Origin of the sequence: Paludibaculum fermentans, from assembly GCF_051172195.1 — a bacterium.
In the GTDB taxonomy this organism is placed as follows: Bacteria; Acidobacteriota; Terriglobia; order Bryobacterales; family Bryobacteraceae; genus Paludibaculum; species Paludibaculum fermentans_A.
Window position 1 is genome coordinate 1,796,612 of the sequence record NZ_JBPJAQ010000002.1, and the last position, 25,059, is coordinate 1,821,670.

21 protein-coding genes and 1 tRNA gene are annotated in these 25,059 nt (G+C 61.7%); 18 read left to right on the plus strand and 4 right to left on the minus strand.

Annotated features, from left to right (window positions below; genetic code table 11):
* Window positions 1-96 precede the first annotated feature (96 nt).
* The 4 genes from ACR9Y2_RS33730 to ACR9Y2_RS33745 are packed head-to-tail and all read left to right on the plus strand — an operon-like array spanning window position 97 to window position 2,536.
* Window positions 97-540 (plus strand): hypothetical protein, encoded by a 444-nt coding sequence (locus ACR9Y2_RS33730; RefSeq protein WP_435046281.1) that lies wholly within the window; start codon window positions 97-99, stop codon window positions 538-540.
* Window positions 533-964, plus strand: coding sequence for a hypothetical protein (locus ACR9Y2_RS33735; RefSeq protein ID WP_435046282.1), 432 nt, complete (start codon window positions 533-535; stop codon window positions 962-964). The genes ACR9Y2_RS33730 and ACR9Y2_RS33735 overlap by 8 nt, the downstream gene beginning before the upstream one ends.
* A gap of 19 nt (window positions 965-983) precedes the next feature.
* Window positions 984-1,691, plus strand: coding sequence for an RraA family protein (locus ACR9Y2_RS33740; protein WP_435046283.1), 708 nt, complete (start codon window positions 984-986; stop codon window positions 1,689-1,691).
* Entirely contained in the window at window positions 1,691-2,536 is an 846-nt protein-coding gene (locus tag ACR9Y2_RS33745; RefSeq protein WP_435046284.1) for an amidohydrolase family protein, read from the plus strand. The genes ACR9Y2_RS33740 and ACR9Y2_RS33745 overlap by 1 nt, the downstream gene beginning before the upstream one ends.
* A 30-nt stretch (window positions 2,537-2,566) precedes the next feature.
* Here ACR9Y2_RS33745 and ACR9Y2_RS33750 read toward each other — a convergent pair whose 3' ends face one another.
* The 3 genes from ACR9Y2_RS33750 to ACR9Y2_RS33760 are packed head-to-tail and all read right to left on the minus strand — an operon-like array spanning window position 2,567 to window position 5,407.
* Window positions 2,567-3,718, minus strand: coding sequence for a mandelate racemase/muconate lactonizing enzyme family protein (locus ACR9Y2_RS33750; protein WP_435046285.1), 1,152 nt, complete (start codon window positions 3,716-3,718; stop codon window positions 2,567-2,569).
* Window positions 3,715-4,731 carry a hypothetical protein gene (locus tag ACR9Y2_RS33755; RefSeq protein WP_435046286.1) on the minus strand — a complete coding sequence of 339 codons (1,017 nt, stop codon included), beginning with the start codon at window positions 4,729-4,731 and terminating at the stop codon, window positions 3,715-3,717. The genes ACR9Y2_RS33750 and ACR9Y2_RS33755 overlap by 4 nt, the downstream gene beginning before the upstream one ends.
* On the minus strand, window positions 4,724-5,407 hold the full coding sequence (locus ACR9Y2_RS33760) for a cyclase family protein (protein WP_435046287.1): 684 nt from the start codon (window positions 5,405-5,407) through the stop codon (window positions 4,724-4,726). The genes ACR9Y2_RS33755 and ACR9Y2_RS33760 overlap by 8 nt, the downstream gene beginning before the upstream one ends.
* A gap of 185 nt (window positions 5,408-5,592) precedes the next feature.
* On the opposite strand from ACR9Y2_RS33760, the gene ACR9Y2_RS33765 reads away from it, so the two are divergent.
* The 7 genes from ACR9Y2_RS33765 (at window position 5,593) to ACR9Y2_RS33795 (ending at window position 10,292) form a co-directional block, all read left to right on the plus strand.
* Window positions 5,593-6,063 (plus strand): hemerythrin domain-containing protein, encoded by a 471-nt coding sequence (locus ACR9Y2_RS33765; RefSeq protein ID WP_435046288.1) that lies wholly within the window; start codon window positions 5,593-5,595, stop codon window positions 6,061-6,063.
* Window positions 6,064-6,102: 39 nt separating this feature from the next.
* On the plus strand, window positions 6,103-6,576 hold the full coding sequence (locus ACR9Y2_RS33770; RefSeq protein WP_435046289.1) for a deoxycytidylate deaminase: 474 nt from the start codon (window positions 6,103-6,105) through the stop codon (window positions 6,574-6,576).
* 84 nt (window positions 6,577-6,660) lie between these two features.
* Window positions 6,661-8,139, plus strand: coding sequence for a PLP-dependent aminotransferase family protein (locus tag ACR9Y2_RS33775; RefSeq protein ID WP_435046290.1), 1,479 nt, complete (start codon window positions 6,661-6,663; stop codon window positions 8,137-8,139).
* 54 nt (window positions 8,140-8,193) lie between these two features.
* Window positions 8,194-9,081 (plus strand): pyridoxal 5'-phosphate synthase lyase subunit PdxS, encoded by an 888-nt coding sequence (gene pdxS / locus ACR9Y2_RS33780; protein ID WP_435046291.1) that lies wholly within the window; start codon window positions 8,194-8,196, stop codon window positions 9,079-9,081.
* Between the two features lie 33 nt (window positions 9,082-9,114).
* On the plus strand, window positions 9,115-9,681 hold the full coding sequence (pdxT, locus tag ACR9Y2_RS33785; protein ID WP_435046292.1) for a pyridoxal 5'-phosphate synthase glutaminase subunit PdxT: 567 nt from the start codon (window positions 9,115-9,117) through the stop codon (window positions 9,679-9,681).
* Between the two features lie 44 nt (window positions 9,682-9,725).
* A complete protein-coding gene (locus ACR9Y2_RS33790) occupies window positions 9,726-10,157 on the plus strand; it encodes an arsenate reductase ArsC (protein WP_435046357.1) in 432 nt (143 codons plus the stop codon).
* A 48-nt stretch (window positions 10,158-10,205) separates the two neighbouring features.
* Window positions 10,206-10,292, plus strand: a tRNA-Leu gene (locus ACR9Y2_RS33795).
* 116 nt (window positions 10,293-10,408) lie between these two features.
* On the opposite strand, the gene ACR9Y2_RS33800 is transcribed toward ACR9Y2_RS33795, so the two are convergent.
* The gene (locus ACR9Y2_RS33800) at window positions 10,409-12,682 is read right to left on the minus strand and encodes a 2OG-Fe(II) oxygenase (protein WP_435046293.1); all 2,274 of its coding nucleotides are present in this window, start codon (window positions 12,680-12,682) and stop codon (window positions 10,409-10,411) included.
* Window positions 12,683-13,080: 398 nt separating this feature from the next.
* Between ACR9Y2_RS33800 and ACR9Y2_RS33805 the strand changes: the two genes are divergently transcribed.
* The 7 genes from ACR9Y2_RS33805 to ACR9Y2_RS33835 all read left to right on the plus strand — a co-directional run bounded on the left by ACR9Y2_RS33805 (window position 13,081) and on the right by ACR9Y2_RS33835 (window position 24,935).
* Complete coding sequence (locus ACR9Y2_RS33805) at window positions 13,081-14,274, plus strand: cytoplasmic protein (RefSeq protein ID WP_435046294.1); 1,194 nt, start codon at window positions 13,081-13,083, stop codon at window positions 14,272-14,274.
* 163 nt (window positions 14,275-14,437) lie between these two features.
* The gene (locus ACR9Y2_RS33810) at window positions 14,438-17,398 is read left to right on the plus strand and encodes a two-component regulator propeller domain-containing protein (protein ID WP_435046295.1); all 2,961 of its coding nucleotides are present in this window, start codon (window positions 14,438-14,440) and stop codon (window positions 17,396-17,398) included.
* Window positions 17,395-18,021, plus strand: coding sequence for a response regulator (locus ACR9Y2_RS33815; RefSeq protein WP_435046296.1), 627 nt, complete (start codon window positions 17,395-17,397; stop codon window positions 18,019-18,021). The genes ACR9Y2_RS33810 and ACR9Y2_RS33815 overlap by 4 nt, the downstream gene beginning before the upstream one ends.
* Before the next feature lie 376 nt (window positions 18,022-18,397).
* Entirely contained in the window at window positions 18,398-19,141 is a 744-nt protein-coding gene (locus ACR9Y2_RS33820; protein WP_435046297.1) for a glycoside hydrolase family 16 protein, read from the plus strand.
* Between the two features lie 2 nt (window positions 19,142-19,143).
* Window positions 19,144-21,417, plus strand: a complete 2,274-nt coding sequence (locus tag ACR9Y2_RS33825) for an FAD-dependent oxidoreductase (RefSeq protein WP_435046298.1) — start codon at window positions 19,144-19,146, stop codon at window positions 21,415-21,417.
* A 79-nt stretch (window positions 21,418-21,496) separates the two neighbouring features.
* Window positions 21,497-23,620: a TIM-barrel domain-containing protein gene (locus ACR9Y2_RS33830; protein ID WP_435046299.1), complete on the plus strand. Its 2,124-nt coding sequence runs from the start codon at window positions 21,497-21,499 to the stop codon at window positions 23,618-23,620.
* Window positions 23,607-24,935, plus strand: coding sequence for an MFS transporter (locus tag ACR9Y2_RS33835; protein ID WP_435046300.1), 1,329 nt, complete (start codon window positions 23,607-23,609; stop codon window positions 24,933-24,935). Before ACR9Y2_RS33830 ends, ACR9Y2_RS33835 begins: the two co-directional genes overlap by 14 nt.
* Window positions 24,936-25,059 lie beyond the last annotated feature (124 nt).

Sequence of the window (25,059 nt, forward strand, 5' to 3'; positions counted from 1 at the left end):
CGGAGTGGCTGCACTTTGTCCGGGAAACGTCGATTTGTGGGTTGTAATGGTGCTTAGCGCCCCACGGGTCAAAGGGCCAGGGGTGTCCAGGGAAATATGAGCGAAGGCTACTTATACACGTTGCTGGGGCTGCTGGCATTTAGTGCGCTTGGCATTTTTCACAAGCTGGCTGACACTCTGAAGTGCCGGCCCAGCCCTGTGAACGCCCTTATGTACGGTTGGTCGCTGGTGTTCGTCATCATCACCATCACCGTGCGTGGCGCTGAGTGGCACGGGCCCACGGGGGTCTGGTCGCTGGCGCTCCCCTTCGGGGTCAGCGCATCCATTGCGATCCTTTCTTTCCAGGCGGGTATCCGCTACGGCGACATCGCCACCAGTTGGCTGGCCATCAATCTCTCCTCGGGACTGCCCACCCTGGCCTCGATCCTCATCTATCACGAGCCAGTCGGCCTGAAGCGCGCCATTGCCCTCAGCCTGATTCCCGTCTCCATGGCCCTGTTGTGGAAGGACAAGCGCGATGCGGAGCGCCGGCATGAGTAAGACCAACGTCTGGTTGCGGCTGATGCTCGTCGCCTTCGTGGCGAACGGACTCGGTCCCTTCGGGCTCAAAATACTGACAGAGCGCGGACTCGCCGCCTATCAACAGCAGTACCTCCTCTTCTGGTACCTGGGCGGTTTCATCTTCGCAATGGCGGCCCTGCTTGTCAGCCGGGATGGAGTGAATTTGCGGGAAGTGCTGCTGGGCGCGGCCATGGGCGGCTGCAGCCTGGCCGGCCAGAGCTTCACGGCCATGGCGTTGTCGCGCGGCGTACCGGGACACATTGCGTTCCCGCTCACCACCGGCGGCTCGCTCTTTCTGGTCGCGGCAGCCGGTCTCCTTTTGTTCAAGGAGCGCATCGGCCCCTACGGATTTTGCGGTGTGGTGTTAGGAATCGCGTCGTTAGTCATGTTGAGCGTTGCCTGACGGCGAAGGAAGGTGCAAGTTGGCCACTGAACATCAAAGCAACGGACGAGCGCCAGGCAGGGTATTGCAGACGGCGGATGTGGAGCTCTTCGAACATGTAGAACAGAACCTTTACACGGCGGTGCTGGCCGATGCCCTGGATGAATTGGGCTTCCGCCAGCAGGCCATGAGGGAGACCATCCGGCCGTTGTCGCCGGATCTCGTGTTCGCCGGTTGGGCGCGGACCATCTCGTGCATGGATGTCTATCACATGTCCGAGAACCCCTACGACATCGAGATCGAGGCCGTCGATAGCCTGCTGCCCGGTGAGATCGCGGTGGTCGCCACCGGTGATTCCAAGCGGAATGCCCCGTGGGGCGAACTGCTCTCCACGGCCGCCTTAACCCGCGGCGCGCGTGGTGCCGTCATCGATGGACTCGTGCGCGATGTGAAGAAGATCCAGGCACTCGGCTTCCCGGTCTTCGCCACCGGCATCAAGCCCGTGGATTCACGCGGCCGCGGCCTGGTCGTCGACTACAACATCCCCGTCGAATGCCAGGGCGTTCTTGTGACACCCGGCGACCTGGTGGTGGCCGACTTCGATGGCGTCGTCGTCGTGCCGGCAGCCGTCGTGACCGAAGCCGTGCGCATGGCCACCGACAAGGTCTCCAGGGAGAACCACAGCCGCGCCGAACTCATGAACGGTATGCTGCTGCGCCAGGTCTACGATAAATACGGGGTGCTTTAGTGATCGTTGACGTCCATACGCACGTTTGGGAATGTCCCTGCCACATCGGCGAGCGATTTGTCCACGACGCCAAGGTAACGGCCGGAGCCGGCTACAAGGACATTCACGTCGACCTCGACAGACACTGGGCGGCCATGGAGCCAGTCGATCGCGCCATCGTGCTCGGCTTCCGGGCACGGCATGTCGGCGTCCTTGTCCCAAACGAGTATGTGGCCGAGTATGTCGGCAAGCATCCGGAGAAGTTGATCGGCTTCTGCTCCATCGATCCGCAGGATCCGGATTCGGTGGAACAGCTCGACCACTGTGTTCAGACGTTGGGACTGAAGGGCCTCAAAATGGGGCCCATCTATCAGAACGTAGCGCCCACCGATTCTCGCTTCCGCCGCATTCTGAAGCGGGCGGAAGAGCTGCGCATCCCGATGCTGATCCATCAGGGCACGACGTTCTGTGAGAACGTGTCGCTGGAGATCGCCAACCCGATCCTCTTGCAGCCGCTCGCGCTGGAGTTCCCGAAGCTGGTCACGGTGATCGCGCACATGGGCCACCCCTGGATCAACGAGACGCTCGTGTTGATTCGCAAGAACCGCAACATGTACGCGGACATCTCCGCGCTGTTCTACCGCCCCTGGCAGTTCTACAACGCGCTGGTGGCCGCCATGGAATATGGAGTGCTCGACCGCCTGCTGCTGGGCTCCGACTATCCGTTCACCACTCCGCAAGGCACGATGGACGCGCTGCGGACAGTGAACCGCATGGCCGAGAACACCAACCTGCCCAGGATCCCGGAGAAGGCGATTGAGGACATGATTCACCGGGATACGCTCGATCTGCTCGGACTCGGCTAAGCCGCGCGTAGCGGACCGCGCCCTGGTGCGCTACGCGATCCGATACTTCGCAATCACCTCTTCGTTCACTTCCACACCCAGGCCCGGGCCGCTGGGCACTCTCAGGTAACCATCCTCTAGTCGGATCGGATCCTTGCCGAGTTCCCGGCTCAGCGGCCCACTCGCCGTGTTGAACTCGATCAGCACCGCCCGCCGCTGGAACGCATTCAGGTGCAGGGAAGCCGCGGTGAGCAGGTCCGAAGACCACGAGTGCGGAATCACGTGGACATTCGCGCGCTCCGCCATGTGGACGATCTTGCGCGCCACGGTCAGCCCGCCACAGCGCGTCAGGTCGGGCTGCAGGATATCCACCTTGGCTCGTTCAATCAGTTCGCGGAAACCCCACTCCGTCGCCTCCTGCTCGCCGCAGGCAATCGGAGTGGTGACCGCTTCGGCCACGGTCCGGTAGCCGTCATAATCCTCGGGATTCAGGATCTCCTCGATAAAGAAGGGCCGGTACGGCTCCAGTGAGCGCACCACGTTGATCGCTTGTTTCGGTGTCCGGTCGACAAACCAGCCCGTGTCCACCAACAGGTCATTCCGGTCGCCCATCGCCTGGCGGGCAGCAGCCACCAGTTCCAAATCCCGGCGTGGATCCTCCCCGAAGACACCCCAACCAAACTTGATGGCCGTGAAGCCTTGGTCCAGGTAGCGTTGCGTCGCCGCCCGCATCGCATCCGGAGTGGGCCGGAACAGGGAGCTCGCATAGGCCCGGATCTTCTCGTGCCAGCGGGCGCCCATCAGCACGCACACCGGCTGGCCGTAGAACTTGCCACAGATGTCCCATAGGGCAATGTCGATGGCGGAAATCGCCTGGATGGCCACGCCGCGACGTCCGTAGTAGATCGACCCGCGGTACATCTTGTACCACAGCCGCTCCACTTCCAACGGATTCTCGCCCACCAGCAGCGAGGCGAGTCCCTCGAAACACTCCATGCCGGGTTCGCTCCACTGCGGAGCCTCGACGGCCGCCTTGGCCACCGGAGCCGACGTTTCCATGTCCGAGTACCCGACGATGCCTGCATCGGTCGTGATCTTCACTAGCCCCATGTACGTCGGCCCAATCGCCTCTTCATCGGCTTCGGGCGACCGGTAAAGCCCCGGCGATTTCAGCACCAGCACTTCGACGTTTGTAATCTTCATGCGGGGAACTCCGTCTCTTCGCCGATCACGAACAGCGTCAGGCCCTTGGGGCATACCGCGGCGGCATAACGCGCAATCAGCACCCCTGCGCGGTGCGCCCGGATCTCCATCGCCGGTGCGGTGTGATCCGAAAAATCGTGCAACCGGCCGAGCAGTTGGTTCTCGGCCACGTCTTCACCCGGCAGGGCAAGCGGCTCCCAAACCCCGTCCCGGGGACATGGACGATAGTCATCAAGATTCGGAGCCTGGATCAGGCGCTGCTTCCGGGTGCTCGGCCGTACTGTACCCGGCAGCAATCCATACTGCCGCATCACGTTGAGTGATCCCTCGTAGGCGTGCTGAACGCCCTCCGGGCTGACCAGTTCGCCGGAGCCGAACTCACCGCCAATGGCAATCTTGCCGTCGTCCTCGGCTTCGTCAGTGAGCAGGCCCGAGCCCATTTGCCGCGAGTACACAAATAGGAACGGCGTATCAAAAAGCCGGGCTGCCTTGGACATTTCCGCGAACTGGGCGGCGTCCGGCAACCGGTGAAACGACGTGCAAAGCGGGAAGACGGCCTCGCGGCCGCCTGAGTGGATATCGATCACCACCCGTACTCGCGGGAAGACCTGTGTCTTCAGGAAGTTGGCGATGCGGTACGAGATGGTGCCCCGAGGATTGCCGGGAAACGCCCGGTTCATGTTCACATTGTCGAGAGGCGAGAGCCGCGTACCGGCCCGGCAGGCGCTCTCACTCAACTGAGGAATCAACACCACCAATCCGGACATTGCGGTTGGATCAAGATCCGCGCACAGGCGCTTCACGGCGACCTGGCCTTCGTATTCGTTCCCGTGCGTCCCGCCAATCACGGCCACGCCCGGAGCGTCTCCGGCCATGCCCCGCACCACGGTGAGCGGCACCAGGGAGTAGCCCCAGGCAGAGTCCAGATGGAAGCCCAACTGATAGTGGCGCTTACCGGGTGTGTCAAAGTCTACGGCGGAGAGGTCGTGCAGCAATCTCGGTGATTCAGTCATGATTGGCGGTTTCCGCGAACAATGTGCAGGGCGAGCTATCCAGTCCATCGAACAACCACGGCATCAGGATGACCCGTTGAAGCGGCGGCAGATCTGCTGGTAAATGAGCGTCTTCGATCAACAGGATGGGCCGCTGGGGATACGCTGTGCACCCAAGAAAGACCCGGTGTGCCTCGGCGCCCTCCGCGTCGTGGGTGAGGGCCGAGACCGAAGGAATGTCCATCGCGATCGCGCGCAGGGCGGGGCAGTGCTCCATCAGAAGTTCGGCCGCCGCCGGCCCAAAACCGGGGCCATGGTCCATATAACGCCGTTCGTCGCCGCGGTGTCGGCTCCATCCCGTCCGAATAAGTACGATTTCGGAGTCGGAGGGAATCTGGGCGAGCGCCGGCGTCAGGTGGTGCGGCTGGATCAGTTCCTCGTCACTCAAAGCGACGTCAACGATTGCTGGGCAGCGAAAGAAAAACTCGTCCAGGGAATAGTCCGTGATGGCTCGGCCGTTGGGATTGAAATGGCGCGGAGCGTCCACGTGGGTGCCAACGTGGTTGCTGGTGGTGAAGTAAAACGAGTTGCACGCATGGCCTTTCCCCAGGTCGTATACCTGGTCCAGCTTCGGCTTCGGCAGGGTGCTGTAGAAGGGTGTGTGCTCAGACAGGTTGTAGGACAGCTTGATGAGCATCTTGCGCCATTCTAGCGAACAGTCTCAATCGAGCGTCACCGTGGGTACGCCCTGTTTCCACGGTATTGGAACGGGCTGGATCGTGTACTACAACGTCATCATTAGAGAACGTAATGATGTACATTTTTCAACATTTTTCTTCGTTTCTACGGCGGGCTCTGCCACAATAAGACAATTAGAGCATTATGTCTGCTTTGGTCCAGAATCCACACCACGATCTGATCGGGTTGCTCCTGGGTGAACATGCGGCCATATTGGCTCTGTTTCGCAACCTGGAGCAACGCCTCCCCGAGATGGGCCTGCGCGAGATGCAGGGTGCCGGACACTCCGTTGAGGCTTTGCTGATGGCCCATGCCATCGAGGAAGATGCTCTTCTGTTTCATTCGCTTCCGGAGAAGCGTGACAGCGTGAAGAAGACCCTGGACGCGATGTTTGGTGAGCACAATGAGCAGCGGCGCTTGTTGGAAGAGCTGCGCTCCGCAAAGACCACCCAAACGGTACGGAAACTCCTGGGCCAAGTCATCGAGTTGACGCGGGAGCATTTCGCCGTCGAAGAGCGGGTGCTGTTCGATGTCGCCAGGAAGGCGCTGGGCAAGCGCCGGCTGGAAGAGCTAGGCACTGAGTTTGCCCGCCGCCGCGGACTTTCCACCCTCTGACGGATGCAGCCGCCTGGGTTCATGCATTACCTTAATGGAATGCCTGTTCCCGACTGGGATCATTACTACCTGGAAATCTGTCGCGTCGTCTCCAAGCGGAGCAAGGATCCCTCCACCAAGGTCGGATGCGTGATCGTGGGACCGGCCCACGAGATCCGGTCCACCGGATACAACAGTCTCCCGCGGCATGTACGCGACGACGTTCCAGCCCGGTTGGAGCGGCCCGAGAAATACCTCTGGATCGAGCACGCCGAGCGCAACGCCATCTACAACGCGGCGCGAGCCGGCACCGCGCTGGAAGGCTGCACCATTTATACCGACCTGATGCCGTGCATGGACTGCGCCCGGGCCATCGTCCAGGCGGGCATCATCGCCGTGGTCACCGACGAGACGCGCTTCCAGCAGTACTCCAGCGCGCAGTACAACGAACATTTTCAACGCACTATGGACCTCTTCCAGGAAGCTGGAGTCACGATTCGAACTGTGCCCTTCGATCCGGCTCCGCCTGAATGAAGCCCTCCCGCTCAGCCAAGCCATCCAATGAGGTCGTCTTGGCTTGCCGCCGACAGTCCAATTTGGTATTCTTCGACTTCGGCGATGATCCCGCTTCCTCAGCTCGACTCGAATTCGGATGAGCCCATCTACCGGCAGTTGCATGCCAGGATCAAGACATCCATTCAGGATGGAAGTCTCGCGCCGGGCGAGCGCATCCCGCCTACTCGGGAATTGGCTGGCCTACTTGGCCTGAACCGGACCACCGTGGCTGCGGCCTATGAACTGCTGGAAGCCGAAGGCCTGATTCGCGGTCATGTCGGCCGTGGCAGTTTCGTGGCTGGCCCGAACGATCCCAATCTGGCAACCGCATCCGGTGCGATGGACTGGGAAGACCGGTTCGTGGCCAACCGAGCCCCGGATCCGCCGGTTCCGGTGGCCGCTCCAGGCACTCATCTGATCAGCTTCACCTCGGCCCGGCCGGCGGCGGAGCTCTTCCCGCTCACCGCATTCCGCACAGCCTGCCGCGAAGTGATCGACGGTCCGGAAGCCGTGGAGATTCTGCAGCTTGGTTCCCCGCTGGGCTACGCTCCGCTACGTGCCTATCTGCAGGGCCAAAAGCGCCAGGACGAAGACCTGCTGATCACGAATGGCTGCCAGCAGGCGCTGGACCTGCTGCAGCGGCTGTTCACCCGGACTGGTGACTGTGTCCTGGTGGAGGATCCGATTTACCCGGGGCTCCGGAATGTCTTCGCGCACGCGGGCGTGAGGATTGTGGGAGTGCCGGTAGGTCCCGATGGCCTCGATGTCGATGCGCTTCCTCGACTGATCGCCCGGGAACGGCCGCGGTTGATCGTCGTGACGCCCAGCTTCCAGAACCCGACCGGCGCAACCATGCCGCTAGCTGCCCGGCAAGCGCTGCTGCGGATTGTACGTGAGCACCGGATGGTGTTGGTAGAGAACGACATTTACGCCGAATTGCGGTATCAGGGACCGGATCTGCCGTCGCTCAAACAGATGGACGATTCGGGCGAGACGATCCAGATGAAGAGTTTCTCGAAGCTGGCCTTTCCGGGCCTCCGAGTCGGATGGGTGACTGGTCCGCGGCCGGTCATTGGCCGGTTGGCGGAGCTGAAGCAGTGGACAGACCTGCACTCCGACCAGTTGTCCCAGGCGGTGCTGCTTCGGTTTGCCCAATCAGGAAGCCTGGAAAGCCACCGGCAGCGGATGGTGGAGGCCGGCCGCGCCCGGCTGCACGCCGTTTTATCGGCCTGCGAACGGTATCTGCCGCAGGGCTCGCGATTTACGCGGCCGCAAGGCGGTATGAACCTGTGGGTTCGACTGCCGGATCCGTTGGATGCCTCCGAGCTGTTGCCGAGAGCCCAGAGGGCGGGGGTGAGTTTTCTGCCCGGGCGCTACTTCGCGGTTTCGCGACAGGAGCCCGGTGCGTTGCGTTTGAGTTTTGCCGGATTGCCGCCGGAGCAGATTGAGTCCGGATTGGCGATTCTCGGCCGGGTGTGTCAGGAAGAACTGGCCGCTGCTCGCGCCGCGCAGTCGGCGGGCTTGGCTCCGGTAATCGTATAAGCCCCATACAGTACGTATGGGTGTGGGCACAGAGTCTTGGAAGGAGACCTTAACATGATGTATCTCGACGAAGCTTTCCGCGTGAAAGTCGGTCTGGCCGAAATGCTCAAGGGTGGCGTGATCATGGACGTGACGGACGCCAAGCAGGCCGAAATCGCCGAAAAGGCCGGCGCTTGCGCGGTGATGGCGCTGGAGCGCGTCCCTTCAGACATCCGCAAAGAGGGCGGTGTGGCGCGCATGGCGGCGATCAGCAAGATCCGCGAAATCATGGCCAACACCAGCATTCCCGTAATGGCCAAGGTTCGCATCGGCCACTTCGCCGAAGCGCGTGTTTTGGAAGCCCTGGAAGTCGACTACATCGACGAGAGCGAAGTGCTGACCCCGGCCGATGAAGAGCACCACGTTTGGAAACGCGACTTTAAAGTGCCCTTTGTCTGCGGCTGCCGCAACCTGGGCGAGGCGCTGCGGCGTATTGCCGAAGGTGCGGCCATGATCCGCACCAAGGGCGAAGCGGGCAGCGGCAACATCGTCGAGGCCGTGCGCCACATGCGCACCATCGTGAAGGAAATGAAGCAGTTGACGGTGCTGGGGCAGGAGGAGTTGGTGGCCGAGTCGAAGAAGCACCAGGCTCCGCTCGAACTCATCCAGTATGTCCACGACCATGGCAAGCTGCCGGTGCCGAACTTCTCGGCGGGCGGCATTGCGACCCCGGCGGATGCGGCATTGGCCCGGCTGTTGGGCGCCGAAGCGGTGTTTGTCGGCAGCGGCATCTTCAAGTCGTCCGATCCGGAAACGCGCGCCAAGGCGATTGTGAAGGCCAACACCCACTACAACGAGCCGCTCGCCGTGCTGGAAGCCAGCGAAGAGCTGGGCGACGCCATGCCGGGCCTGGATATCCGCCAGATGGCGGAAGGCGACCTGATGCAGACGCGCGGCTGGTAAGCGGGCGGGCGACAGGAAAGAGGAACCTTCACGATGCTGATTGGAGTGCTGGCCCTGCAGGGTGACTTCGAGGCACATGGCGCGTCTCTGCGGCGCGCGGGCGCGGAAGTGCTGGAAGTTCGAACCAAAGCGGATTTGGCGCGAGTGGATGGTCTGGTGATCCCGGGCGGCGAGAGCACGACGATGCTCAAGCTGATGGGCTACTACGACTTATTCGAACCACTGCGTGAATTCGGGGCCAGCAAGCCGATCTTCGGGACGTGTGCGGGTGCAATTCTACTGGCCAGCGAGGTCATGAATCCGTCTCAGGCCTCGCTGAACCTGATCGACCTGGCCATTGAGCGGAATGCCTATGGCCGTCAGTTGGATAGCCGGGTGGTCAAGTTGAGCGGTCATGGCCTGGAAGGCGATCCCGAGCTGGAGGCCGTTTTCATCCGGGCGCCCATCATCCGGCGGGTGGGCGAAGGAGGCACTGTGATGGCTACCTATCTCAACGATCCGGTGCTGGTGGACTACGGCCGTCACATGGTCGCGACTTTCCATCCTGAGCTCAGTAACGATTTACGCATCCACAGCCACTTTCTTGCGAAACTGGGTTAGTCCGCAGCGAAGTTGAGTGGAGACGAAGACTACCCGTGCGACGTATGAAAGTCCTGTTCGTATGTATCGGCAACGCCTGCCGCAGCCAGATGGCGGAAGGATTTGCGCGGGCTTATGGGGCGGACGTGCTGGAAGTGGAGAGCGCCGGTCTGAGTCCGGCCTCGATGATTCCCGAGGTGACCCGCAAGGTCATGCTGGAAAAGGGGATCAAGATGGACGATCAGTTTCCCAAGGATGTCATGGATCTGCAGTTGCATGACGTGGACCTGGTTGTGAACCTTTCCGGAGTCGCGTTGCGGGGCCTGCCGATTACGCGTTCCAGGGACTGGAAAGTGAAGGATCCGGTAGGGCAGAAAGAGTCATTCCACCGGCAGATTCGGGACGAACTCGAGAACCTGGTGATGAGTTTGATTCTGGAAATGCGCAATCACCGGCAGTCGTGGCCGACCGGTGCGGCAAGTGCTCCGCGGGGTTGACACGGATGGCCTGAGTTGAAGATACTAAGACTGTTGTAAGCACATCGTGCGGATGTGGCGGAATTGGCAGACGCGCTAGATTCAGGTTCTAGTACTCGCAAGGGTGTGGAGGTTCAAGTCCTCTCATCCGCACCAATAAATTCAAGATTCAGACGCCCTCCTTTGGAGGGCTTCTTTAGTTTTGTGGGACTTCGTGCGGGATCGTTTCGACTGGTCGATTCGGATCCGCCAACCGGTTGGTGGTAGTGGCTTCAGCCGGACGCCTTCACTGCTGCTTCCATACGCTTACACAGGCCACCAGCAGTCGCCGTTGGGGGCGCCAGCGTTACGAGCCTTTGCATGGCTGCGATCTCACTCTGGTATTCCTTCATCCGCGAGTCGAATGTCCGGCGGTCCTTGGTACAGATCAGGGTTTGTGGTGAACCCACGCGTTCCGTCACGTGCGTCATGTCGAGCCGGTGCCGGTCGATCACTTGGTGAAGGTGCCTACGGCGTTCCTTGTTGACGCGAAAACGATGCACCTTCTCCGTTGGGTTGCGGACAAAGGCCTGCAGTTCGCGGCAGTCGGCGCAGCGGCAGGGGAATTTCGCTTGGAGACGCCAGTCTGGCGGAGGCTGCGGAGGAACCTCGCTGCGCAACAGCAGGAACTGTGCGGCGCACGTCCATAAGTGCTGGATGGCTCGGTCATCATCACCGCGTTCAGCGAACAGGCGTCCGATTGAAGGAACAACCAGGGTTGTGGGCGCGAAGACATCTGGACGTGAGCCGATTGTCTCCGCGGCGGCGTAGGACAACTGCTGCTTGAAAGGCCGTAGCGCTGAAAACAGATTCCTGAGGAATTCCGGCGCGAAATCTCGTTTGGGCTCCAGTTTGGCGGTTATTGCGCGTAACTGCCAGAGGGCATCAGTTTCGAGATTCTTCGGCACCTGGATGCTCTCGAGGCCCGCGACAACCGCCGCGGCGATCTTCCCAAAAGATGGCACCGGCTCCGCGGCAAGCTTGGGCAACAACTCGACACACCCGCACGGTTGATCCCCCATTCGCGCGTCTGCCAGTGCCGATAGAATGCGGGCGGCCCTCGCGCTCCCGAGGACGCGAGTCGAAGCAACCAAGGCTGCGTTTTCGATGCCATTGTAGGCGGAGATGACGGCGTCGCGAACGAACTGTTCGAGCAGTGGGGGTGCATTGAGTTCGACGAGCGCCGAGATCATGCGTGCCCGGTCGGATGCCCCTGGCGATGCGATGGCGCCCATCGAATAGCGATTCGACGGAAGGTCAGCGGCAGACCATGCTTCCACGACGCGTTGCGCGGCTGCCATCGCCTCTGTACGAGTCCTTTCGCCTGTTTGCGCCAACCGTTGCAAGTACGGTACGGCGGCCGCCACGCCACCTTCGAGCAGTACGTCCATCATTCGGTTCGCCGGCCAGATTACGAGCGCCGCGCGATGATAGCTCCACTCGTAGGTAGCGCCTTCGTTGCCAGACGCTTCGGTCAAACGCTTCTCGTCGGGAGGTTCTTTGTCGAGAGAACCGGCCGGGAGCAACTCGCCCGGTGTCAGCGGAATTCGGCCAAAGTCCACGGCGCGATCCCCAGTGTCACGCCATTCATCCACATACTGCCAGGAGTCGTCGACCATGCTCGCGGTGGAGTCTTCGTCCTCGCTTTCTTCGTGCTCTTCATCGCCCCGGAAGCCGTGATAGCCGCCGTCGTCCTCGGCGCTACCGGTTTGTCCGATGTGGACGACCCCAAGATGCACGACACATCGCGCTCGGGCAGCCGCTTGCGCGAGGACTCGGGCTCTTCCCGCATCGGCGCCTTTCAGCAACGAAAAGGAAAGTCCGGCCGGGCTGTAGTGGTGATCGAGGAGCCACGCGATTTTTGGGGGCGATCCCGCCGAGAGCCAGAATTCTTCGAGGATGGTTGCCGCTTCCGCAATGTGATGTTCGTAGTTGGGCACCTTCAAAATGTGCTGGCTGGTCTTTGTGCGCTGCTGGAGGAGATTGTAGATGAGGCAAACCCGGTTGCCGTGGCGCACGGGGAGAAGCTCATGTTCACAGTCAGCATAAAATGCGACGAAGGAGATTTCAGACGGCTCCGAAGCGTCAGATTTGACTGTGACTTCACGACCAGAGTGACGGAGGCGCAGGGCTCCACCGCGATGCGGGGATGGCAGCGTCACCACCAGGGTCCCGAACATTCCGGCAGTCTTTTCGGTGTCGCGGTGCGCCAGAAAGAATCCGCCGCGATCATAGACCAGCAGCTTGTAAAGTTTCGCGGCGACCAGCGCGTTCTGGCAGCCGAGGCCAGCGGTCACCTTCGAGAGGATGTGGTCAAAGTTCGCCGCCCACGACTTGCCGCTGATCTTAACTCCGCTGGGAGTGATCTGCCAGACGTTGCGCACGGAGGTATCCACAATTGTTTCCTCACCGCGGCCGTAAGGCGCCTGCGTCGCCGCTCTCACCAGCGCCTGGATTTGCGAATCGGGTATCGGGAACGAAAGAGTACCAACGCCGTTCACTTCCACTCGTGGCAGCGGAATCTCCAGCGATCCAGCGACGAAGAATTCGCCCGGATACTTCACATCGGACAAGAGAGCCTGAAGGGGTTTGAGTTTGCGGTTGTACTCGACGTCGATGTATCTCATGGCGCCCGATCCCAGACTAGTCTGAATATCGTAACAAGCAGGTGCCTGCCGTGAGGGCGCTTGTGCGAGTGCGATGGCCGTTGAATGACCTACCACTGGACGCTCTCCAGGCGGGGCCGGCGCCCGCAGGCGAGGTGTTCTGCGGCCTTGCCGGATCCTGATAGGGATGCGGTATACGACGAAGACCAGCCGGGCAGTACGATCGTCCTCCAGTTCCTCAAATCGTGCCATTCTCATTTCTGGAGCTGCCATGGCCAACGGCAGAATCGGACAACCCGATGAGCAAAAGAAGAAGCACTGAACTGGATGCGCTGCTGGACAAGATTCTCACAGATGCCCATGGCGATGAGGAGCAACTTTGGGCGCTGCTGAATGCGCTCGAAGAGAATGTGAAGGTTCCTTGCGCCGCAAGCTTCGCTGGCGAATCGGTGAAAGCGGCCAAGTTCGATTACGACGGCAACGCGCGGCGCGGAATCACGGCCACCATTCGCAGGCCAGATGACGCCCGGCATGTGGTTGCCGCTGCCGACATTCTTCTGGCCGATGCTTCCAGTCATCGCTACATCGCGGCGTATCGGCAATGGATGGGGGTTGCCCCGTTGACGCCGGGACCACAGCGCGCCCAAAAGTCCGAGGCGCCAGGGGCCGAGATGCCCGCAGGCGACATTGACGTTGTCGTCCTATCGCTCTCCGCCCGGGCTGCGCGGTGCAGGATGCTGCACAGCGGCGAAATGATCACACTGCGTGCCGCCCGGCTCTGGCAGGTTGTGCCGGGCGAGATTGCGACGATCGAACCACACAAACAATGGACCTACGGAAGCAAGCCGTACCTGTCCGGCAAAATCAAGTCGACACGGTTGGACGCGAAAGCTCTTGGGCTGACGCCGCTTCGGATTGAAGCCTGCGGTGACTGGGATCCCAAGGAGGAGTACTGGGGCGAGCCTGGCGAGCCGGTCGAAGCCTGGGCGAAGAAGATTATCAAGCGCGGCCGCAGACCGCAGTTCGAAATGGAGCAGGTGATCCCGGGCGAAGACCCCCACGAATGCAGCGATCCGATCATCGATTCCAACGATCTGAAGGAGGCCGGGGATTATTCAGGCGCTTGTGACATTCTGATGGGCCTTTGCCGCGCCGACCTGCGCTGCCTGGATGCTCACACTCACTTGGGCAATCTGTCCTTCGATACGCGTCCGAAGGATGCTATCCGGAACTATGAAGTTGGCGTCCGGATTGGCGAATTGTCACTGCCTGCCGGCTTCGACGGTGTTCTGCCATGGGGCCTGATCGACAACCGCCCGTTCCTGCGCTGCCTGAATGGATACGGCCTTTGCCTCTGGAGACTCAAACGTTTCGACGAAAGTCTGGCTGTGTTCGACCGGATGTTGTGGCTGAACCCGTCCGACAATCAGGGTGTCCGTTTCGTCATCGACGATGTCCGCAAGCGGCACCCATGGGAGCCGGACGTCGAGTAATAGTGTTGCGAGCGCTGCCTTCGAATGGATGTTGAACTCTTTAATGGCGACACCCTGGACCAGGTCTGGCCGCAGTCGAAGCCGCTGCTGACACAGGGGTGGTGGAACGACCGGCCCTGATCCGGCTTGCTTGGCGGCGCCGCGGTCCCGGTGGGAGAATTGTGTGGGCGCGGGCGGCGGCGCCTATTTCAACATGAAGTGGGGCATGCGATGTCTGGCGATGATGTGGAGTCTGCTCCCTCTCGCCTTGGCGCTGGATCCGGCGCGCGCCATCTCGCAGTACCACAAGCGCAACTGGCAGGTGCAGGATGGACTGCCGCGCAACTACGTCATGTGCGTGGAACCTTCCGCGGATGGTTACCTTCTGGTGGGGACGGACGAAGGGCTGGCGCGGTTTGATGGGGTCCGGTTCGTTCCATATGATCCGCAGCCTGGCGTGGGGCTGGCGCGGCGCTGGATTGGTGCGTTGATCAGCGCCAGGAACGGCAGCCTCTGGGTGGGCACCTTCGACGGCTGGATCTATGAGTACCGCGGTGGGCAGGTCCAGACAAAGTTCAACGCCGGCGGGACGGTTTTTGCCCTGCTGGAAGATCGGGACGGACGGATCTGGGCCAGTACGCGAACTGGCGTAATACGCTCGGAGGCCGGGCAATTTCGCGCGGTGTCCGGCCTGACACGTCCGCCGGAGACCGCCTGGAACGTGCTGACGCAGGATAGCGAGGGCGGAGTCTGGGCGGTAACACTCGACGGGCTCTTTCGCGTCCGCAACAATACCGTGTCGCCAGTGGCATTCGACACACGGACTTCTGGGGAGCCGCTGGCTGTCGAAGTGGACCGCGCGGGGATGGTGTGGGTCGGGACGGCGCGGGGCCTGATTCGGATCAACGGCAACTCAAGCACAGCCGTGGCCGGAGTGCCAGGTCCCGTGGTCAGCATCCTGCAGGATCGGGACGGAGTGATCTGGGTGGGCTCCTGGGGGCAGGGTGTCTTCCGCGTCGTCGGCGATCGGGTGGATTCCTGGTCGGCCCGCGAGGGTTTGCCCGATGACTTCATCCGCACCTTGCATGAGGATGGGGAAGGGAATCTGTGGATCGGGACCCGCGGCGGCGGGCTGGTGCGTTGCAAGGATACGCCCATCGTGCCCTACGGCCTGTCGGAAGGGCTGGGCGGCAACTATGCCACCACCGTCGCGAAGGCGCCGGATGGACACCTGTGGTTTGGAACCTGGCGCGGCGGTTTGTACCGGTTGGCGGAGAACCGTTTCGAACCGCAGCCGACCCCCGTGCCGGCTTTGTACTGTTCCGTACGCGCGCTGGCGATCGATCCCGCAGGTCACCCGTGGATCGGCAATTGGGAAGGGCTCTTTGGTTTTGACGGGCAGCGCTATGTGAACTACGCTCCGGCGGGGTCGCCGTATCACCTTGTCAGTGCCATGTTGTTCGACCGGCGGGGCCGCTTGTGGCTGGCGACATCGAACAATGGGGTGTACCTGTTTCCGCGAGGCGACGCCACGCGGCCCCTGGCATCGTTTCTTCCGGGGATAGAGATCCTGAGTCTGTTTGAGGATTCGCTGGGACGCATCTGGTATGGAACCCCGAAGGGACCCGGCGTGCTCTCGGATGGCCCCGCACCCGGCGCAACTCCGGTCGCCGGAGTGCCTGTCGAAGGTGTCTCTGCCATCACAGAGGATGGACAGGGCAGGATTTGGGCGACTTCCCTGGGTGGTTCACTCTACCACCTGGCTCCTGGTGTTCCACTCGTGATCGGAACGCAGCAGGGGCTGCCCGGGTCGCCGCTCTACCGGTTGCTGGATGACGGAGCCGGAGGCTTGTGGGCCAGCTCGGCGAAAGGCATTTTACGCATCGAGTCCGCACAGATGGGGCAACTGCTGGCGGGCCGCCGGAAGCATTTGGAGGTCGCCCTATTCGACCAGGACGATGGCATGCGCACGCCGGAGTGCCACCATGTTTCCCAGCCGGCTGGATGGGCCGATCCGCATGGCGGCGCCTGGTTCCCGACGACGCGCGGTTTCGTGCTCGCCCTCAGCCGCAGGATGGGGCGGACTCCGCCACCCCAGGCGCGCATTGAAGAGTCGATCTGGGATGGACACGTGGTGCCGGCGGACGGTCCGCTACGGCTGGATGCGGGAACCCATCCCCTGGAAATCCACTTCACGGCGCTGCGCTTCGCCTGGGCCGAGAAGATCCGCTTTCGCTACCGCCTGGAAGGAGTCGATCCGGAATGGATCGAATCAGGGCAGTTGCGATCAGCCCGCTATGGCCGCATTCCGCCCGGCAATTATCGGTTTCTGGTACAAGCACGCATGCCGGGCGGGGAATGGAGTACGCAGACGGCCGAGTTGGCTGTGCAGCAAGCGCCGCGGTTCTTCCAGACGGGCTGGTTCACGGCGCTGTTGTTCCTGTTCTCTCTCGGTGTTGCTTCGGCGTTATACCGCTGGCGGATCCATATCATCCGGGGGCGCTACTCCGCCGTGCTCGCTGAGCGGAATCGCATTGCCCGGGAATGGCACGACACGCTGCTGGCCGGATTTGCAGCCATCGCGTGGCAGTTGGAGGAGACTCTCTCCCGCTTGAAGGAGATGCCGGCACAGGCTGAGAGCACCGTGGAACTGGCGCTCAAGATGGTGCAGCACTATCGCGCCGAGGCGCGTAGCGTGATTTGGGATCTGCGGGAAAGCCGGTTGGATTCGGAGACGCTGGCGAGCGCTGTCAACGGGGTGCTGGAGCAGATCGCAAGAGGTTCCGCCCTGGCCGTGTCGGTGCAGACCCAGGGTGTACCTGTGAAGCTGAAGGACGAACTGGAGCGCAATGTTCTGCGGATCTGCCAGGAGGCGGTGTCGAACGCGAAGCGGCATGGGCGTCCGCAGCGGATCACTGTCGAGCTGGCTTACCGGCCACAGGAGATTCAGGTGCGCGTCGAGGACGATGGAGCGGGGTTTGTTCCCAATGAAGTGATGGGCCTCTCCCGCGGCCATTTCGGGCTGGCGGTGATGGCGGAACGGGCGGAACGGTTTGGCGGCCGTTTGAAGCTGACCAGCGAACCGGGAAAAGGTACGATCGTAGAGGCGGTGATTCCCACGACGACCGCCGGCACCCTGAAATGAATCAAGCCGTCCGCATTTTGCTGGTTGAAGATCAATCCATCGCGCGTCTTGCGCTGCATACGATCATCGACCCGCGTCCGGATATGGAGATCGTCGCCGAGACGGGGCGAGGCAACGAAGCGGCGGACTTGTTCGATCTGCACCAGCCGGATGTCGTGATCATGGATCTCCGCCTGCCGGGCCAATCGGGCTTTGAAGCCATCCGCATCATCCGCAAGAAGCATCCCGCGGCCCGTATTCTCGTCCTGACGAATTACGAAGGCAGCGAAGATGTCCATCGCGTCCTGCAAGCTGGAGCGATGGCGTATCTGACGAAGGACACGGGCAAGGAAGAGCTGATCCAGGCGATCCTGGCCGTGTCGCGCGGGAAACGGTATCTGCCGTCATCGGTGGGCGCCCTGCTGGCTGAGCGGATGCCCGGTTCGGAACTGACAGACAGGGAGCAGGACGTGCTGCGACTGCTGGCAAAAGGCGCCAGTAATCGTGTGGTCGCCGAATCCCTGGGCATCTCGGAAAACACCGCTCGCATCCACGTCACGCATATCCTGCAGAAGTTGGGCGTGGAAGATCGTACGCAAGCAGTGATTGCCGCGATTCAGCGCGGCATTGTTCACGTGGATTAGCCGGCCCTGGCGGTGTGCGGCGCACATAGTCCAAAATGACTACTCGCCCCTAGTCCATTGCTCAGATGAATCAATTTTCGCCATCTGTCAGTGTCAAGGATGTTATTGGACGACCGGGACCATGAGGTCTGAATCCATGTCGAAATCCGATTTGACCTCCATCCGCCATACGGCTCGCCCGCGGAGCGCACACCGCCCGCACGGGCGAACCCCTTCCGGCGTGAGTTGGGCTGTGGGAGTGGAAAGCCCTCCGCTCCCCGCGAAGGCGGACTGCTAGGCCGCCATGAGCTGCTCACTCCGCCTCAAAGCCCGTCAGTATGAAGACGGGTGCTCCCATTTGGTCCTGCCCCTTTCCATCTACAGAATCGCTTCTCCCATGAAATACTTTTCGATTACATTCCTGCTAATCTCCAGCCTGCTGTCCGCGAGCGCCTGGGCGGCCCCGCCGGAAGGCTACAAGTTGAAATGGTCCGATGAATTCAAAAGCTCAACAGTCGACCGCTCGAAGTGGGTGTATCGCACCGATTCCAAGCATTGGAGCACGCAGCGGCCGGAGAATGTAATCCAGGAAAAGGGCCGGCTGGTCCTACTGCTGAAGAAGGAGGAAGCCGGTGGGATGCACTACACTGGCGCGGGCGTGATCTCCAAACCCACCTTCCGCTTCGGCTACTACGAAACCAGCTTCCGCGTGCTGGCGGGAAAGGGCTGGCACTCTTCCTTCTGGATGATGGGTCACGATGGTTCAGGCAGCACGGCCACCACGGCCACAGCGCTCGAGTTGGATGTCATCGAGAATGACTCCATCGACCTGACCTCCTACGGCACGACAACCCACAAATGGCAGGGCCAGCACACCAGCCACGGCCACAAGAAGGTGGCAGTCTCCACGCTCGCTGATTTTCACGTCTTCGGGTGTGAATACACCCAGGCATCGGTGAAATACTTCATGGATGGCGCACTGGTGCAGACCGTGGACTTGACACAGATGCCGCACAGCGACCTGAGCATCTGGTTGACCTCGATTGCCTCCCAGTTGGGGAAAACCGACGCCGTCGATGATTCAAAGCTGCCGGGACGGGTCGAGTACGAATACGTGCGCTTCTACGAAAAGGGCAACTGAGCATGCAGCGCGATCAAGGCGTACCGGGTACGCGCATCGAACTAACCATCACCCTGGATGCGGATCTAGCAGTGATTGGCGGCGGTCTGGCTGGAACCTGTGCGGCCATCACCGCCGCCAGGGCCGGTCTGCGCGTAGCGTTGATCCAGGATCGTCCAGTACTGGGCGGCAATGCCTCCAGCGAGGTGCGCCTGTGGGTCTTGGGGGCGACCTCCCACATGGGCAACAACAACCGCTGGGCACGGGAAGGCGGTGTCATCGACGAGATCCTCATTGAGAACCTGCACCGCAACCCTGAAGGCAACGCCTTGATCCTGGACACCATTCTGCTGGAAAAAGTGGTCAGCGAGCCGGGCATCACGCTGCTGCTGAATACAGCCGTTCACGAAGTGGAGAAGTCTTCAGCCGACACAATCTCCGCCGTGCGCGCCTGGTGCAGCCAGAACAGCACGGCCTATGTGGTGAAAGCTCCGCTGTTCTGCGACGCCTCGGGGGACGGGATTGCCGGTTTCCTCTCGGGGGCCGCCTTCCGGATGGGCGCGGAACCGCGGTCTGAGTTCGGAGAAGGCTTCGCACCCGATGCAGGCTACGGCGAACTGCTGGGCCATTCCATGTACTTCTACTCGAAGGATACGGGCCGCCCGGTCAAGTACACCGCGCCCTCCTTCGCGTTGAAGGACATCACAACCATCCCGCGCTACCGCGATATCAAGGCCAGCGACTCCGGCTGCCGCTTCTGGTGGTTCGAGTACGGCGGACGTCTCGATACGGTCCACGAGACGGAAAAGATCAAGTGGGAATTGTGGCGCGTCATCTACGGCGCGTGGGACTACATCAAGAACTCCGGCCAGTTCCCCGAGGCCGATACCATGACGCTGGAGTGGGTGGGCACCATTCCCGGCAAGCGCGAGAGCCGGCGCTTTGAGGGCGACTACATTCTCACGCAGCAGGATCTTGTGGAACAGCGCACGCACCCGGATGCGGTCGCGGCCGGCGGCTGGGCCATGGACCTGCATCCGGCAGATGGCGTCTATAGCCCGTTGTCTCCCTGCACGCAATGGCATTCCAAAGGCGTCTACCAGATCCCGTACCGTTGCCTCTACTCCCGCAACATCCGGAACCTGTTCCTGGCCGGCCGGATCATCAGCGTGTCGCATGTTGCCTTCGGATCAACCCGGGTGATGGCCACCTGTGCGCACACCGCGCAGGCTGTCGGCATGGCTGCCGTGCTCTGCCGGGGAAAGGGCGTAAATCCCGCGGATGTGGAAGTCTCCGCGCTGCAGCGTGAACTGCTGCGGGCGGGCCAGTACATTCCGGGCGTTGCGTTGCAGGATCCGGATGACCTGGCCCAGTCCGCCCTGGTCACGTCCACCAGTTCTTTCGTGGTGGATGAACTGAAGCCCTGCGGAGAGAGCGCGACCTTGGCACTGTCGCGAGCGATGCTGGTGCCCGTGGCGGCAGGCCCTGCTCCCAAGGTCACATACTTCGTGGACGTCTCCGCGGCCACTACTCTCGATGTCGAACTGCGTTGCAGCGCACGTCCAGGCAACTTCACCCCGGACCTTGAGTTGTTCCGGCAATCCATCGAGCTTGCGCCCGGTGAAGCGCAGCCTGTCACCATCGCGCCTGATATACAAACCGAAGCGCCTGCCTACCTGTTCTACACATTGCTTCGAAACCCCGCTGTATCCGTACAGCTATCCTCGACCCGCGTGACCGGCGTCCTCAGCTTGACGCAATCGATGAACGCGGCCGTAGCCAAAGGCACGCGGCAGGAACCTCCGGAGGACAGCGGAATCGACTCCTTCGAATTCTGGCTGCCGGCACGGCGGCCCGGCGGATTGAATCTGGCAATGCGGGTGGAACCGCCGTTGGCACCGTTCAGCGCAGGCAACGTCACGAACGGAATCGCTCGTCCAACGATCCAGAGCAATGCCTGGGTGGCTGATCCGGCAGATCCCGCGCCACGCCTCACCTTCACCTGGCCTGAGTCGAAGACGATCAGCCGCGTTGAACTCGCTTTCGATACCGACTTCGATCATCCGCTGGAGTCCGTGCTCTGGGGCCACCCTGAGCGTGACATCCCGTTCTGCGTTCGCAGCTACCGCTTGCTGGATGCCGAAGGCACGCTGTTGCATGAGTGCAGGGAGAACCATCAGACGCGCAACACGATCAGGTTTGATACTGCTGTGACCACCAGCGCGCTGCAACTGGAGATCGTCTCCACGCATGGCGCCCCTGCTGCCGTCTTTGAAGTGAGGGTCTACTCCAGATGAATCGCTGTTCGTCGATGATGAAGCTCAATTGCTCAGAACGCTGCCACACCCGCGTTCCGGAGCCCTCCAGGAGTAACCGATGACCCTGCTGCTTTCCCTGCTCGTCCTGACCGCCGGAGACGCTAAGCTGACCATTACGCCGGATCCGGTGCGCATTTCGCTGGAGCGCGGCGGCGCATCCATCGCGGCCGCGCATCCCGCCAGCAGCCTGCTGCTCGGGGATCCTGATAAGCCGGAGCCTGCCTCCGTCGTCTCCGAAGCGTTCAATCAGCAGGGCCATCGCGTCCTCACTGTCCGGACGCCCTCCGGCCTGACCGCCACCGTGACCATATCGCTCACACCGAATCAGGCCGATCTCATTGTTCGCCCCACCACCCCTTCGGCTGTCATGTTGCGGTTCGCACCGCTGAGTCCCGGCTTCGGGCTGGCTGACCATGCAGTCACGCACCGTGACTCGTTCGATACCGACATCACCGGCTATCGCAACGATCGCTTTCTCTCCGGCACCGGGCTCACCCGCCTGATCTCGAACTTCACTTTCTACCCTAAGCAGCGTTTCGGCTTCCTGGTCTGGGATCCCGGCATCAAGATGGTGCGCAGCACTGCGGAGGAGTGTCTGCAAGGTGTCCGTAACGTCACCTCGGAGGTCCGCTTCTCCCTGTTCACCGGCTCGCCCGCCGAGATCTACCGGCAGTTTCTGGAATCGCGCAACATGTTCGGCTATCCCGTGATGAAGCCCAAGTACGATTTCTTCGGCGTGGGGTGGGAGGCATTCGGGGCGCTGGCCTGGGATACCAATTACAAGACGGTCGCCGAGAATGTGGGCCAGTATCTTTCGCTCGGGTTCCCCTTGCAATGGATGGTCGTCGGTTCTGGTTTCTGGCCACGGGATGACAAGCGTTTCCACGAGACCACCAGCTTCGGCATGTACGACAGGAACCTCTACCCGGATCCACGAGCCTTCATCGCCCAGTTTCATGCCAAGGGCCTGAAGTTCTTCCAGGGCCTGCGAACGACCTTCATCGTCGATGGTCCCTACAGCGAAGAGGGCGTCCGCAACGGCTACTTCGTCGAGGAGAATGGCCGCCCCAAGGTGTATCAGTTCGGCTGGCCCAAGAGTCCCACTTACTTCCTGGATTGGCGCAAACCGCAGGCCGTCGCCTGGTTCGCCGACCTCACACGCAAGTGGACCGCCTATGGCGTTGATGGCTACAAGGAAGATGTTTTCGGCTATGGGAAATATCCGCTCGGCGACGACAAGCTCGATCCTGTCAATGCGGCGCTCATGCGCGAAGGCCTGTTTATCATGGGGCGCAATGCGTACCTTGCCTCGCCGGCCGACCTGCACCGCCTGAACGATTTCAACTTCAATCAGAATCAGGACCGGGGTCCCGTCAATGCGCTGGCTTACGGCTATTCCGGCTTCCCCCTCGTGTATCCGGACATCGTCGGTGGCACCTTCGGAGAAGGACACTTCGATTTGAAGGTGACGCCGCGCATGCGGCAGTATATGAAGCGCAATGCGATGTGGGCCGCCCTGCATCCTTCCATGAGCATGGGCCAGGGCCCCTGGACGTTCGGCGACCCTGAGGTGGAAGCTGTTCTCCTGCAGGCCGCCAAACTCCACGATCGCCTGCAGCCGTACTTCTACTCACAGGCTGTCCGCTTTTTTCTTGACGGGTACCCGTGGTCCTTCACACCCCTGCCCGTCGCTTTCCCCGACGACCCCCAGGTCTACGGCCGGGAGAACGAGAAAGTCCGCGGCTATGAGTGGATGGTCGGTGATGCCCTGTTGGCTGCACCGCTGTATGGCGACGACTATGAGACCGCCACGGCCCGCGATGTCTACCTCCCCGCGGGTGTCTGGATCGAGTACGACTCCGGGCGGCGGCACCAGGGGCCAACCCTGCTGAAGAACTTCGCACTGCCTGTTCGCCAGACTCCGCTCTTTGTCGGCGGCACCGGTATCGTCATCGAGAAGAAAGGCGCCGGGTTGGTGGCTCGCATTTACCCTGTTGCCGAGCATGCGGAGACCCGCTTCATCCACCCCGATGGCAATTCTGAATCAACCCTGCGCGTACGGGTGGCCGACTGGAAGCGGGTGACGGTTAAATGCTCTTCCGGCGGGAACTGCACCGGGTCCTGGGAACGCCATGCCTTCGAGTTCCCCATCCGGCCCGGTGTGAACTATGAAATCCAATGAGGTCCAATCCGAGCCGCCAGCTCGCGCTCCGGATGCGCCGCGCCACTGGTCCAACCTGCGTTGGTGGATCACCGCACTGCTGTTCTTCTCCACCGTCATCAACTACATGGACCGGCAGAACCTGTCGATCCTCGCGCGGACGATCCAGAACGACCTGCAGATCAGCGATATGCAGTACGGCTATGTGGTCCAGGCGTTTCTGCTTGCGTATACGCTCTCATACCTGTTTGCCGGGCGGCTGACCGACAAATTGGGGACACGCGTCTCCATGGCCTGCTTCGTGGTGTGGTGGTCGCTGGCCGATATGCTCACCTCACTCAGCCGCAGCGTTGTGTCCCTGGGTGTCTTCCGCTTCCTGCTGGGGGTTGGCGAACCCGGCAACTACACCGCCGCGCCCAAGGCCGTCTCCGAGTGGTTCCCGGCTCGGGAACGGGGCCTCGTGATCGGCATCTACACCGCCGGGGCAACCCTCGGCGCTACGCTCGCGCCGCCCGTCATCGCATACCTCTCAGCCCACTTCCATTGGCGCTCCGTCTTCCTGTTCACCGGTTCGCTGGGACTCATCTGGGTGCTCCCCTGGCTCTGGCTTTACCGCAAACCGTCGGAGCATCCGCGCCTCAGCGATGAGGAGCGGAAGTTGATCCTGGACGAGGGCAATTCCTCTCCAGAAGACGACGCCATGCCGCCGGAGGGCCGTTGGCGTCACATTCTGGGCCGCAAGGAAACCTGGCTGCTGATGGTCAGCCGCATGATCACCGACCCGGTCTGGTACTTCTATCTCTTCTGGTTTCCGAAGTACCTGACCGATGCCCGTCACCTCAGCCTGGCCGAGGTGGGCAAGATCGCGTGGCTGGTCTACCTTGCCGCGGACATCGGGTGCATCGCGGGCGGCTACCTCTCAGGAATTCTCATCAGGCGCGGGATGGCGCCGGCCCGCAGCCGCATCTGGGTCATGGCGGGCGCTGCCTTGTTCCTGCCTCTCAGCCCCCTGATCAACTCCGCCTCCTCTCCCCTGATGGCCGTCGGCATCGCCGCCACTGCTGCGTTTGCCCACCTGGCCTGGCAGATATCCATTGGTGCGCTGATCGTCGATATCTATCCCAAGCCAGTGGTCGGCACCGTTTTCGGGCTGGTGGCGGCGGGCTCCGGTCTCGGCGGGATGATTTCCACCAATCTGGTCGGGCGCGCGGTGACTTACTGGTCCTATTCGCCAGTCTTCATTGTGATGGGCGTGCTTCATCCACTGGCGTTTCTTCTGGTCCGCGGCATCCAGGCCAGGAAGCCCTGCGTCGCGCCTGTTCCGGTGGGTCAGTGATCTTCAGCGTGCTGGCGTAACCCACCGGCGTGGCAGGAAGGCTACATTGGATCTATGGCGATGCCTGCCGGTGCTCCCATTGACCCTGGCGGGCGGTCAACGGCTCCAGCGAGCCGGACTATTG